This window comes from Prevotella multiformis, from assembly GCF_018127985.1.
In the GTDB taxonomy this organism is placed as follows: domain Bacteria; phylum Bacteroidota; class Bacteroidia; order Bacteroidales; family Bacteroidaceae; genus Prevotella; species Prevotella multiformis.
This window is the reverse complement of the sequence record NZ_CP072357.1, coordinates 559,152-571,513: the sequence shown is the minus strand read 5'-3', so window position 1 is coordinate 571,513 and position 12,362 is coordinate 559,152. Positions and strand designations below refer to the sequence as shown.

Below are 12,362 nucleotides of genomic sequence, written 5' to 3'. Positions count from 1 at the left end.
CATCCTCTTACTCCCTTATATAATCCTTGGCTATGAGGTCATAGTACAAGGCCTCGAGTTCTGCCAGCGACAGCCGTTCTATCGAATGCTCCAATATACGGACAAGTTCCGCCCGGCGGGTGTCCTCCTCTCTCTCCTCAAAATCCATGACTTTCTTTTTTACGCATCCGAGGACCTATTCTATCGACTCCACCGTGACATCCTTGAACTCCATCATGAAGTTAAGCAGATGGCTTTGGTACCGGTTGCGTTTCAACTTCATTTCCATCGTCACGACGTAGTAGTGTCCGGAGGAGGTGTCCTTGCGCTGCATCTCATAGGAGTCGATGATGACTTCCTTCTCACGCAGCCGCTGGAGGACACGCTGGATGTCGGTCTCTTCGGGAGCACTGAAAGACACGTTGATGTTGCGTGTGCCGAAGTGCTGCAGGATGAAGTAAAGGGCTTCCAGGCAGAGCAGGACAAGCACGGTCGTGGCGATGGACAGTACGTACATGCCCGCACCGGCCGTCATGCCGATGGCCGAGGTCACCCAGAGGCCTGCCGCCGTCGTGAGGCCGCGTACCACGTGCTTCTGGAAGATGATCGTTCCGGCACCGATGAATCCGATGCCTGTCACCACCTGTGAGGCGATACGGCTCGGATCGAGCGACACCTGTCCGTAATGTCCCAGCACGCCGTCGAAACCGAACTGAGACAGGATCATGAACAGTCCGCTGCCCAGTGCCACGAGGAAATGTGTCCGGAAACCCGCCTCCTTGGCACGGTATTCCCGCTCCAGACCGATGGCCCCGCCCAGCATGGCTGCAATGAAGAGCCTCAGTACAAACTCGTAGGTTATCGTATCCATGATGTTTACTCCTTTCTTTGTCAAGATGTAGCTTAGTGCTGCAAATTTACAAAAATACTTTGTATTCTCCTTGTTTTCCGGTTTAAAATGAAGGGATGGACAAGCAGATCGTCTCGTTCCGTGATTCGGAATGAATGCCGGTACGGGACTGAACCTATGCGTCACCTTTGATGGGGTCTGTCTTTCAGACGGACTGTTCCTGCTTTCTTCCCGGACGGATATGGTGTCGGGCCATGCTGCTGAAAGCGGAAGAAGGTGCATGAAGACAGAGGAAGCAGCAGGGAACAGATGCACGGAGTGCCTGTATGTCAATACGGCTTTTGGGAAGTGACGGAAGTGATTTCTCATGAGATTGCTTGCGGAATCCGGTGCAAAGGACTATATTTGCAGAAAAGACTACCACAGGTTTACAGATCGGCGCACGTATGTGTCGGGCAGGACAGGCACAGGGGACCGACCGGTTCTTTTGTACCGACAGACCTGTGTCCTTTCAGAATCTGCCTGAATGGACATCTTTAAAATAAATCAGAAGACAATGACAGAGAAAGAGAAACAGCAGCGAGGAATGCTTTACCAGGCAAATGATCCGGAGGTCTTGAAGGACCTTTATTACTGTGAGAATGAGTGTTACGAAATCAACCGGATTCCTCCTTCACACAGGGAGGAACGCATGGAGCGGCTGCGGAACCTGTTCGGCAGGGCTGGTGACGGACTGTTCATCGTCGCTCCGTTCTTCTGCGATTATGGTTATAACATAGAGGTGGGGGAGAACTTTTTCGCCAATACCAACTGCGTGATACTTGATGAAGCCAAGGTGACGTTCGGCGACAATGTCTTCGTCGCACCCAACTGTTCGTTCTATACTGCGGGGCATCCGCTCGATGTCGCTCAACGCAACAGGAAAATAGAATATGCCCTGCCCATCCGCATCGGCAATGATGTGTGGATAGGCGGTAATGTCGTTGTCCTGCCCGGTGTGACCATTGGCGACGGGACCACGATCGGTGCAGGTTCTGTCGTAACCCATGACATCCCCGCCGGTGTGGTGGCGGCAGGCAATCCCTGCAAGGTCATCAGGAAAACAGGCGAGGAGTAAATACCGGTTTGTGATGCCTGCGGCCTTCCATGGACAAGAAGCTTTCCGCAGGAATCCGGCGTTGTAGAATACAGGCTGCCGGGATGTGCTGAAAAAGCCACGGACATACCGGTGCGATGGAATCCGTCAACGCTTTGCGGATTCCGTTTTGAAAACTGTCGGGAAGGGGGCTGCCGGGAGTCCTGTTCCCGACGGCTGAGAATCCTGTTCCCGGTATTTGGGAATGATGTTCCCAATCGGTTGGGAATCCTGTTCCCATGCAGATGCGTGTTGTATACCCTGTATCTTCCTGTTCTGGGCTGACGGGTTCTCGTCTTGTTTTTAAACTCGGTTGACGGGTGAAAGAACTTTTTTAAATGATTATCGTCTGTATGAGACTGCTGTAAAGCCCTGTTTATCACAAAACTGCATATTCGATTATCAACAGGTTACACTTTCCGGAAGCCTCGTGTAAGAGAGCTTTTCTGCGGCCTCGGTATGTTGTCTAATGTTTTCGTCTGGCAGTTTTCTGCCTCTGCCGGTTTCCCTGATTGAAAGCCTGAAAAAATCCCTGCCTGTCCGGCTGACGAGCTGACGTGACGGAACATGACTGTGGATAGTGGAAAATCCACAAAAAAAAATCCCACCGCAGCCAGCCTGTTATGCTGCTGCGGTGGGATTCAGCTATGGGCATATTCGCATCCCGCCGTCCTGTCAGAGACGGCGAGACACGGTACGGTCATCTGTTCAGCTGCTTTTTCAACAGCTCCGGGATTTCTCTTGTCTCACGTGCCACAGGTACACCGACGGCCTCGAAGGCGGCAATCTTCTCGCTTGCAGAGCCTGATCCGCTTGAGATGATGGCACCGGCGTGTCCCATCTGCTTTCCTGGAGGTGCCTGCTGCCCGGAGATGAACACGGCCACCGGCTTCGTCACGTGCTCCTTGATGAATTTAGCTGCACGCTCTTCGGCATCGCCGCCGATTTCACCGATGAGTGCGATGCTGTCGGTCTCCGGATCATCCTGGAACATACGGAGCAGCTCCTCAAAGTAGAGACCCACTACGGGGTCGCCTCCTACGCCTACGGCTGTTGACTGTCCCAGGCCGGCCTGAGTAAGGTTGTAGACCACTTCGTAGGTAAGCGTACCACTGCGGCTGATGACACCTGTATGGCCTTTCTTGAAGATGTTGGTCGGCATGATGCCGGCCATGCTCTCGTCCGGAGAAATCAGTCCCGGACAGTTCGGGCCGATGACGCTTACGCCCTTGATGCGTGCATAACGCTGTGCGGCGACGGCATCGAGGGTCGGTACACCCTCGGTAATGCAGATGACGAGCTTGATGCCGCCGTCAATCGCTTCGAGCATGGCATCCTTTGCAAAGGGGGCTGGAACGAAGATGATGGAGGTGTTGGCACCGGTTGCCGCAACCGCATCCTTGACAGTATTGAACACCGGAATGCCGCTCACTTCCTGTCCGGCCTTGCCTGGCGAAGTGCCGCCCACCACGTTGGTGCCATACTCTTTCATCTTGGAAGCGTGGAAACTGCCGTCACGTCCTGTAATACCCTGTACGATTAGTTTTGTATTTTTGTTGATCAGAATACTCATAGTTCTTGTGTTTTAAAGTTTTTTGCTCAGTTCTACAGCCTTGTGTCCTGCGTCGGCCATGCTTGTGCCGACGGTAAAATGAGTGCCTTCGAGGATGGCTCTTCCTTCGGCTTCATTGGTTCCTGTCAGACGGATGACGATAGGTATGTCGGTCTCGATTACCTTGAAAGCCTCCAGAAGTCCGTTGGCTACATCATCACATCGTGTGATGCCACCGAAGATATTGATCAATACGACCTTTACATGTTTGTCGCTCAAGAGAAGCTTCATCGCCTCGACGATCTTCTCGGGATTGGAACTGCCGCCGATGTCGAGGAAGTTGGCAGGTTCGCCGCCATACAGTTTGATCATGTCCATGGTAGCCATGGCAAGACCGGCACCGTTTACCATGCAGCCGATGCTTCCTCCGAGGTTCACATAGCTGAACCCTTTGTCCTTGGCTTCACGCTCCTTGCGTTCTTCTTCGGTCGGCTCGAAGAGTTCGGCCACATCCGGGTGGCGGAAGAGGGCATTGTCGTCGAAGGTCATCTTGGCATCGATTGCTTTCAGTGTCCCATCCTTCAGCAGGACCAGAGGATTGATTTCTGCCAGCGAGGCGTCTTTCTCTGTGAACAGCTTATAGATGTTCTTAAAGACGGGAACAGCCTGCTTCACCTGCGCCATGTTGTCGAAGAGCTTGAAGGCAGCCTCTCTGGCGAGGTAGTCGCTCATGCCGACAACGGGATCGATGACGATCTTCTCGATCTTTTCCGGTGTCTCCTTGGCAACCTGCTCGATGTCCATACCGCCGGCACGGCTCAGCATCAACATCGGACACTTCGATTTACGGTCTACAAGGATACTCATGTAGTACTCTGATGCGATGTCGACGGCCTCGCTCACGAGCACCCTGTCGACGATAAACCCCTTGATGTTCATGCCCAGAATCGCCTCAGCATGCTGGCGGATCTCGGCTTCGCTGCTGCCAAGTTTCACACCACCGGCCTTGCCTCGTCCGCCCGTGTGAACCTGTGCCTTGACCACGGCTTTCTCAACACCTAACTGCTTGTAGGCAGCTACAGCTTCATCGGGGGTGCGACAGATGATGTTGCGGTCCACCGGAAGTCCATAACTTGCAAAGAATTTCTTTGCCTGGTATTCATGTACCTTCATAAGATTTGGTTTTAAATTATAAAATGATAGTTGAATTGTTTAGGATTCCTGATCGTGACGGTGACTTTCGTCAATATTCCCGTGCCGTTCTCTCTCCGCACAGGACAGCCAGTGCATTCTCGGTCAGTGCCAGCATCTCGTCCTGCCCGGGATAGACGTGGATCGGGGCAAGATAGCTGAGCCGCCGCCTGAGCCTTTCGATGATATAGTCACATTTCGCCATGCCGCCTGTCAGAAGAATGGCATCGATTTTCCCGTACAGTACGGCACCTTCTGCTGCAATATTCTTTGCGATGTGCCATATCATGGCTGAAACAATGAGTTCGGCATGCTTGTCACCTGCTTTTATCCAGTTCATTATCTCCTTGAGGTCGTTGGTTCCGAGGTGTGCGATGAGTCCAGCCTGTCCGCTTACTTTCTTCAGCAGCTGGTCTTCGGTGTATTTCCCGCTGAAACAGAGACGGATCAGGTCGGCTGCGGGTAACGACCCGGCCCGTTCGGGAGAGAACGGTCCTTCTCCATCCAGGGCGTTGTTGGCATCGACAGCCCGGCCGTGGTCATGGGCCGCAATGGAGATCCCTCCGCCCAGATGGCATATAATGAGGTTCAGCTTCTCATAGGTTGTTCCCATGTCTTTGGCAAATCGTCTGCCTATCGCTTTCTGGTTCAGAGCGTGCCAGATACACATACGGGGCATCAGCGGAGAGCCTGAGATACGTGCCTCGGGCTCCATCTCGTCTACGACACCGGGGTCGGCTACGAAGCTCCTGCACCCCGGAATCTCACGGGCTATCTCGTCGGCAATCATGCAGCCGAGGTCGCATACGTGCTGGTGGATAGCCTGCTGCTGGTCGAGGATCATCTTTTCAGTAATGGAGAAGACACCGCTGGGAACGGGCTTGGCAAGTCCGCCTCGACCGATGACGGCATCGAAGTCAAGGGGAATATTGCGTTTCTTCAGCTCCTCTATGACAACCTGCTTGCGGAAGTGGAACTGGTCGGAGATGCGTTTGAATTTGCTCAGCTCTTCCTGGGAGTGGGTGATGTCCGCCACGAACACCGGCTGGTCGTCGTCAGCAAGGGAAATCTTTGTGGAAGTCGAGCCGGGGTTGATTGCTAATATCTTGTATGCCATAATGTCTTGTTGCACCTTAATGTAGAGGGGATATGCTACCTGGAAATCAGGCTTGCCAGTGCGAGGCTGTATAATTTGGATTTGACAGTGTCGCCCCGGCTGGGAAGTACAACGGGCGCCATTGTACCCTGAAGGACGGCAGCTGTCTCTGCACGGCAGAAGAGAGTGACGGCCTTGTAGAACAGATTTCCGGCTTCAATGTCGGGGAAAATCAAGGCATCAGCATCGCCTCCTATGGGGGAATCGATCCGTTTGACGCTCATGGCCTCAGGCGAGCAGGAGGTCTTCAGGTCCAAAGGGCCGTCTATCAGGCAGGAACCGAAAGCTCCGTTCTCCCCTTCCTCTCGGAGTGTCGCATAGGATGCGGTATAAGGGAAATGGCGTTCGTCTACCTTTTCAGAACAGTGGATAAGGGAGACTCTCGGGCAATCAATCTGGAAGGCATGGCAGAAATCGACAACGTATCTGACCTGTTCCCGTCGCTGTTTGTCCGTCGGGGCGGGGATGACCGCCGCATCGGTAAAGAACAGCAGCTTGTGGTATTCGGGCAGTTTGGCGACGGTGATATGGGTCAACACCGTGTCTTTCGGCAGGATTCCGACCTCCTTGTCAAGAATGGCACGCAACAGCACATCCGTGTTCAAGAACCCTTTCATGAGGACATCTGCCTGTTTCTCCCTTACCAGTCCGACTGCTTTCTGTGCCGCCTCTTCAGGTGTCCGGGCGATGACCGACTGAAAGCCATGCCTGCCGGCATAGCCTTCTGCGGTGTCTTCGGAACAGACCAGTATAGGGTTTATAAACCCTTCCTGCGCTGCCCTGGTGACAGCTTCCTGCGTATGAGCATCCTCCGGCCACGCCACGGCGGTGCGCTTGCAGACGTTCTTCTCCTTGAGAAGAGCGATGAGCTGGCTAAAGTCTTTGATCGTCTTTTTTTGTTCTGGCATAGTTAATCGATTTTCAGTTATAGTCTGATGACGTGACAAAGATACTACTTTGTTTTGAAATACAATCGTTCTCTGGTGAAAAAACACAGGAAAATTCTTTTTTTCAGCTTCATTGATGTATATTTGCGGTCGTATTAAAGATTTTATATGAGACGTTTGCACATTATTATATGGGTATGCGCCGTGTTTCAACTGGCCTCAGCCCAGAAGGTTTCACGCAGCTACATTCCTCATGGAGCTTTGTTCTATAACAGCCGGTGGCAGCCTGTTCCCAGTGCTGACAAGGCCTCCTATTATCGTGTTCTTGCTGTGGATGAAAAGGGGCAGAAGATGTTTTACGACTATTTCATCACCGGACAGCTGCAGGCCGAGAAGCATTATACAAGTCTTGACAGACAGAATGACCGCAGGACCGTACTGACCGGGGTATGCCGGACATTCCACAAGTCAGGCAGGGTAGAGTCCGTCATGCAGTACAGAAATGGCAAGGCGGACGGCAGGGCGCTGTCTTTTTTCCCAAGTGGAAATATTGGAATGAAGTTGAGTTACCGGAACGGTGTCCTCGACGGTCCATGTTATACTTATGATGAAAACGGACATCTGGAATATACAACCGTCTGGCGGAACGGGGCTAAGGTCAGAGAGATACAGGGCGGAAAAGACCACTATATAGACCGACAGACCAACGAGGATGCTTTCTGTGAGCGTTTCCGGCACGATGAGGCGCTGATCATGGCACAGTCGAAAACCATCTCCAGGACCCGGGAATCCGGCATACCGGAGCCAGGAGAAAGCGAAGACCGTCCGGAGAAGCACGTGACTTCAGATGTAAGACAGGAAGATGTGCGTAGAGATGCGGACTTCCAAGGATCCCATACCGCCGGAAAGACTCCTTCGAAAGCCCGTGATGGAAGACCCTCAAAGGACATGACAAAAGAGCAAAAGCTTGTGGCGGACGTGAAGTATCCAGACCGTCTGCCGGCCGACTCTGCCTCTGCGAGAGACGAAAAGACGGTCACCGCATCAGAAGACGGCCAGTCCTTTTTCCCTTTCTCCTATCTATATGGCCTTTTGAGCCGGGAAGAAGAAAGCTTGAAACGGATAGACGAATTGACAGGTTTAGGCAGACGCCTCCGGTTGGAAGACACCCAGACCGTCAACGGCTATGGCGCACAGAAGGAAATAATCCTCCATCACCATCTGCCTTATGATGCACAGACAGGAAAAGACAGGGTGACGGGTGACAGACCGCGGCAGGCGGGCTTTTTCGGTTCCTCCGTGGGCGACAGCCTTTCCATTAACCGCATTAACCTCTTTACATGGTCGGAAGCCGAGATGCGTTCCTTTGCCTGGAAGGCCGTAGAGTGCGGTTATGCTGTGCTCGGTGGAGGAGACTATCGTACCTTGGACGGGAATTTCATCCTTGAACGGAAAGGCAGCCCGACTGCATACGGCGAGCGTGAGGTCATCCTCACCTTCACCCATCAGTCCGGTCTCTACGCAGGACTTTATCATATCCAGATGGATGTGCGGTGATGGAAAAGCGCGAATCCGTTGCAGAGGGGCCAATTCTCTGCGACTTAAATTAGGACGTTTAAGTTTTTTTGCTTAAATTTGCAGCCTAAATTAAAACTAATAAAATGGATTTGCAGGCCTTCTTTCTGCATTCAGAGAGGGTTATGGCTTAATTTATGAATGGGATATGAAGGTAGTCGACAAGCTTTTCAACTGGTATCTTTCTGTTAATGCCCTTCCTTACTGGGTGGTGCTCGGCATGGACATTCTTATCTGTTACCTTTCCGGCATCTTCGTCTTCTGGCTGTATTATCACGGGGCGGTAGCCTTGGGAAACATCGCCCTGCTGACCAAGACCATCTTCATGTATATGGTCTTCAACCTGATAGGATTCAAGCTTTTCCGTACCTATTCGGGCATCATCCGCTATTCTTCCTTCGTCGATCTGCAGCGTGTGGGAATGGCAATGCTGCTCTCGCTGGGCATTGCAGAGGCCATGCACTACGTGGTCTATCATTGGAATCTGGAGTTTGTACGGCTCGAAGGACGGCAGATTGCTGCCATGTATCTTGTCGCGACCATCGGCATGATGGCGTTCCGTATCCTGACGAAGTCGCTCTACGATGTCCTGTTCAATACGGACAAGGGGATGCGTACACTCATCTATGGTGTGAGGGGCGGCGGTGTAGGACTGGCGAAAATCATCCGCAGCGAACGGCCTTGCCGTTTTCTGCTGAAAGGTTTTATCTCTCATGATCCGTCCATCAAGGGACGTGTCCTCATGGGCACGAAGGTGTATGTAGCGGATGACAAACTTGCAGAACACATCAAGGATATGAACATCCAGGCAGTCCTTGTCTCGCCCTTGCAGAATGAGTACTTCCGTAATGACCAGAAGCTGCAGGACACGCTCCTCGGCCTTGGCATCCAGATTTTCATGAGTTCGGGAGAGAAGGAATGGAAGCAGGATGACGACTATTCCCAGGTACAGCTTAAGGAAATCAGCATAGAGGATCTTCTGCCCCGTGAACAGATCCATGTGGACATGGACACCATCGGCCGTCTTCTGCGTGGGAAGAAAATCATGATAACGGGTTCTGCCGGCAGCATCGGCTCCGAAATGGTGCGCCAGATAGCTGTCTATGAACCTTCCGAACTGATCCTGATAGACCAGGCGGAGACCCCCCAGCATGACATCCGGCTGATGATGCACTTTGACTGGCCGGAGATAAAGGCGCACACCATCGTTGCCAGCATCGCCAACGAGGAGCGCATGGAAAAGATTTTCCAGACCTACCGCCCCGACTATGTCTTCCATGCCGCCGCTTACAAGCACGTCCCGATGATGGAGGACAATCCTTCGGAGAGCATACAGAACAATGTCTGGGGAACGAAAGTCATCGCCGATCTCAGCGTGAAGTATGGTGTCAGGAAGTTTGTGATGGTTTCCACCGACAAGGCCGTGAACCCGACCAACGTGATGGGCTGTTCCAAACGCATCTGCGAGATCTACTGCCAGAGTCTGAACAGGAAAATCAACGGGCAGGCCGGCAGCAGGCCGGTGACACAATTCGTAACGACCCGCTTCGGAAACGTGCTGGGCTCCAACGGATCCGTGATACCGCTTTTTGAAAAGCAGATTAAGGCCGGCGGACCGGTCACGGTCACCGATCCCGATATTATCCGTTTCTTCATGCTCATCCCGGAGGCCTGCAAGCTGGTGCTTGAAGCGGGCACTCATGGCGTCGGCGGGGAGATATTCGTATTCGATATGGGCCAGCCGGTCAGGATAGCCGATCTTGCCCGACGGATGATCAGGCTCTCCGGGGCCAAGGACGTCAAAGTGGAATACACCGGGCTGCGCCCTGGCGAGAAGCTCTACGAAGAGGTATTGAGCACGAAGGAGAACACCCTTCCGAGTTTCCATGAGAAAATCCGTATCGCCAAGGTATGCGAGTATGACTACGAGGCGGTAAACAGCCAGATCGTCTCTCTTGTCTCGTTGAGCCATACATACAATGACATGGCCATCGTTGGCAAGATGAAGGAAATCGTGCCGGAATATGTAAGCAACAACAGCAAGTACTCCGTTCTTGACAGGAAAGATGTATCCTGACGGGAGAAGGCGGTGCAAACGAATCGTCGCAAATGAATGAGAAAGAAATGAAATTGTCCGCCCTTTTTGCCGACTTCCTGCGCTTCTGTCTGCGGGAAGAAGCGGATGAACCGGCCGGGCTGGCCGAGATGGATTGGGACGCCCTCTATGACTTCGGTTACAAGCAAGCCATTCTGGGTGTCTTTTTCCATGGAATCAAGCGCCTTTCCAAGTCCGAACACCGTCCCGGCAGACAGCAGATCCTAAAATGGTATGGCAGCTGTTCGTTTATCGAACGGGCTAACCGGCAGGCCTACAAGGATGCCTCCATGCTCACGGCCTTGATGCTGAAGGAATATGGTGTGCATAGCTGTGTGCTGAAAGGACAGACAAATGCGCTTATGTATCCCGATCCGTATATGCGGACATCGGGCGACATTGATCTTTGGACGGATGCGGAGACACTGGATGTCATCCGCATTTCCAGAAAGCTGGACAGACACGGGGAAATCGGCTATCATCATATAGAGGTCGGGTGTTTCAAGACCCCTGTCGAAGTACATTTCTTCCCATCCTTCATGGGCAATCTATGGCATGAATACAGGTTGCGGCGTTTTTTCAATCAATGTAAGGCTTCACAGTTTGAAAAGCTGACGCAGCTGCCTGACGGATCAGGGTATATGTACACCCTGACCGACGATTTCAACCGGGTTTTCCAGATGTCACACCTCATGCACCATTTCTTCTTTGAGGGCATCGGCCTTCGTCAGATGATAGATTATTACTATCTGCTTCTCCACGGCTTCAGCGAGGAAGAACGCCGGAGAACGCTGCGTATCTTCCGGCAGACAGGAATGTACAAGTTCGCAGCGGCCGTGATGTATGTGATGAAGGAGACGCTGGGGCTTCCCGATCAGTATCTGCTGCTGGAACCGGACGAGAGGATCGGCAGGATGCTGGTATCCGAAATGCTGCAGGCAGGGAATTTCGGCTTTCATGACAGACGCTATTCTTTTGCGGGGAAGTCAGTCTATTCGCAGTATTTCGTCGAGATATACAGGAACCTGCATTTTGCCATGGACTTTCCCTCCGAGACGATATGGGGCCGTCCTGTTTCGCGCTGGTGGCACATGATTTACAAGGCTTATCTGCGGCGCCGCCTGCGTCAGCTGCAGAAGTAAGACGGTATTGTCTGCTTCCGCTCTTTTCTTCCGCCGGTGTTGACACGTATATTCACACAGGACCAATAGGGCTGAGTCAAGAGTGCATGTGGCAGCACAGGCAGGGACGGGCATCCCTCGTCTGTCCGACGAACAGTCGGTCTTGCGGACAGACGGGGGCATCGTTCCCTACGGTAGGGTATGCGACACTCTTCCGGTCTTTTTGGGCGGGTGACGTTTCCTGTACAGTCAGTGGGGACAGGGACGAGTGACATGATTTGCGAAGAAATCCTGACCTCTTGATATGGAAAAAGCAAGGAGGAGAATGCCATCTTTACATTCTCCTCCTTGCTTTTTTCTGTCTTGTCCAGAGAGTAGGTTCCATCCTCCGGGATACTTTGGGTCAGTCCTAAAACCCAGTTGCAAGCCTATACTCTTAAGCACATAATTCCATAAGTATTTATTACCTTTGCATCATGAAGAGTGACCAACTATTACGTTGCATCTTTCCAGATGTACTTGCCGACTACTTTGATGTTGTCGATATTCAAGAGAGTGTTTCCCAGTTTGACTTTTGGCTTGACGAGCGTAACTTTATGGAAAAGTCAGACCATAAGCTAGGCACTGTAAGCAGTTATGGTTTTACCAGCGAGCGTGTAATTCAGGACTTTCCTCTTCGTGGCAAAGCCGTCTACCTCCATGTTCGCCGTCGCAAGTGGCGTGACAGTTCCAACGGAGAGATATTTACTTATTCATATGATGACTTGACGGCCGAGGGCAGTAAACTATCCCCCGAGTTCGTTTCTTTTTTAAAAGAATAG

General features: G+C 52.3%; 11 protein-coding genes. 5 read left to right on the top strand and 6 right to left on the bottom strand.

Annotated features, from left to right (window positions below):
- Positions 1-7: 7 nt before the first annotated feature.
- Together J4864_RS02275 and J4864_RS02270 are read right to left on the bottom strand one after the other, a co-directional pair.
- A complete protein-coding gene (locus tag J4864_RS02275) occupies positions 8-148 on the bottom strand; it encodes a hypothetical protein (RefSeq protein WP_211814441.1) in 141 nt (46 codons plus the stop codon).
- A gap of 27 nt (positions 149-175) precedes the next feature.
- Positions 176-850, bottom strand: coding sequence for an MgtC/SapB family protein (locus tag J4864_RS02270; RefSeq protein ID WP_040555044.1), 675 nt, complete (start codon positions 848-850; stop codon positions 176-178).
- A gap of 535 nt (positions 851-1,385) precedes the next feature.
- On the opposite strand from J4864_RS02270, the gene J4864_RS02265 reads away from it, so the two are divergent.
- Positions 1,386-1,946 carry a sugar O-acetyltransferase gene (locus J4864_RS02265; RefSeq protein ID WP_211814440.1) on the top strand — a complete coding sequence of 187 codons (561 nt, stop codon included), beginning with the start codon at positions 1,386-1,388 and terminating at the stop codon, positions 1,944-1,946.
- A 718-nt stretch (positions 1,947-2,664) separates the two neighbouring features.
- Here J4864_RS02265 and sucD read toward each other — a convergent pair.
- From sucD to J4864_RS02245, 4 genes are all read right to left on the bottom strand, one after another.
- Entirely contained in the window at positions 2,665-3,537 is an 873-nt protein-coding gene (gene sucD / locus J4864_RS02260; RefSeq protein WP_007368569.1) for a succinate--CoA ligase subunit alpha, read from the bottom strand.
- 12 nt (positions 3,538-3,549) lie between these two features.
- Positions 3,550-4,689, bottom strand: coding sequence for an ADP-forming succinate--CoA ligase subunit beta (sucC, locus tag J4864_RS02255; RefSeq protein ID WP_211814439.1), 1,140 nt, complete (start codon positions 4,687-4,689; stop codon positions 3,550-3,552).
- Positions 4,690-4,759: 70 nt separating this feature from the next.
- Positions 4,760-5,824, bottom strand: a complete 1,065-nt coding sequence (gene buk, locus J4864_RS02250; RefSeq protein WP_211814438.1) for a butyrate kinase — start codon at positions 5,822-5,824, stop codon at positions 4,760-4,762.
- Between the two features lie 35 nt (positions 5,825-5,859).
- The gene (locus J4864_RS02245; RefSeq protein WP_211814437.1) at positions 5,860-6,771 is read right to left on the bottom strand and encodes a phosphate acyltransferase; all 912 of its coding nucleotides are present in this window, start codon (positions 6,769-6,771) and stop codon (positions 5,860-5,862) included.
- 147 nt (positions 6,772-6,918) lie between these two features.
- On the opposite strand from J4864_RS02245, the gene J4864_RS02240 reads away from it, so the two are divergent.
- From J4864_RS02240 to J4864_RS02225, 4 genes are all read left to right on the top strand, one after another.
- Positions 6,919-8,307, top strand: coding sequence for a toxin-antitoxin system YwqK family antitoxin (locus tag J4864_RS02240; protein ID WP_211814436.1), 1,389 nt, complete (start codon positions 6,919-6,921; stop codon positions 8,305-8,307).
- A 166-nt stretch (positions 8,308-8,473) separates the two neighbouring features.
- Positions 8,474-10,402, top strand: a complete 1,929-nt coding sequence (locus J4864_RS02235) for a polysaccharide biosynthesis protein (RefSeq protein WP_211814435.1) — start codon at positions 8,474-8,476, stop codon at positions 10,400-10,402.
- A gap of 32 nt (positions 10,403-10,434) precedes the next feature.
- Entirely contained in the window at positions 10,435-11,562 is a 1,128-nt protein-coding gene (locus J4864_RS02230; RefSeq protein WP_211814434.1) for a nucleotidyltransferase family protein, read from the top strand.
- Between the two features lie 455 nt (positions 11,563-12,017).
- Complete coding sequence (locus J4864_RS02225; RefSeq protein WP_211813571.1) at positions 12,018-12,362, top strand: ISAon1 family transposase N-terminal region protein; 345 nt, start codon at positions 12,018-12,020, stop codon at positions 12,360-12,362.

Excerpts from the sequence above, each read along its gene's own strand:
- J4864_RS02275 (WP_211814441.1), bottom strand. The coding sequence starts at position 148 with ATGGATTTTGAGGAGAGAGAGGAGGACACCCGCCGGGCGGAACTTGTC.
- J4864_RS02270 (WP_040555044.1), bottom strand. The coding sequence starts at position 850 with ATGGATACGATAACCTACGAGTTTGTACTGAGGCTCTTCATTGCAGCC.
- J4864_RS02265 (WP_211814440.1), top strand. The coding sequence starts at position 1,386 with ATGACAGAGAAAGAGAAACAGCAGCGAGGAATGCTTTACCAGGCAAAT.
- sucD (WP_007368569.1), bottom strand. The coding sequence starts at position 3,537 with ATGAGTATTCTGATCAACAAAAATACAAAACTAATCGTACAGGGTATT.
- sucC (WP_211814439.1), bottom strand. The coding sequence starts at position 4,689 with ATGAAGGTACATGAATACCAGGCAAAGAAATTCTTTGCAAGTTATGGA.
- buk (WP_211814438.1), bottom strand. The coding sequence starts at position 5,824 with ATGGCATACAAGATATTAGCAATCAACCCCGGCTCGACTTCCACAAAG.
- J4864_RS02245 (WP_211814437.1), bottom strand. The coding sequence starts at position 6,771 with ATGCCAGAACAAAAAAAGACGATCAAAGACTTTAGCCAGCTCATCGCT.
- J4864_RS02240 (WP_211814436.1), top strand. The coding sequence starts at position 6,919 with ATGAGACGTTTGCACATTATTATATGGGTATGCGCCGTGTTTCAACTG.
- J4864_RS02235 (WP_211814435.1), top strand. The coding sequence starts at position 8,474 with ATGAAGGTAGTCGACAAGCTTTTCAACTGGTATCTTTCTGTTAATGCC.
- J4864_RS02230 (WP_211814434.1), top strand. The coding sequence starts at position 10,435 with ATGAATGAGAAAGAAATGAAATTGTCCGCCCTTTTTGCCGACTTCCTG.
- J4864_RS02225 (WP_211813571.1), top strand. The coding sequence starts at position 12,018 with ATGAAGAGTGACCAACTATTACGTTGCATCTTTCCAGATGTACTTGCC.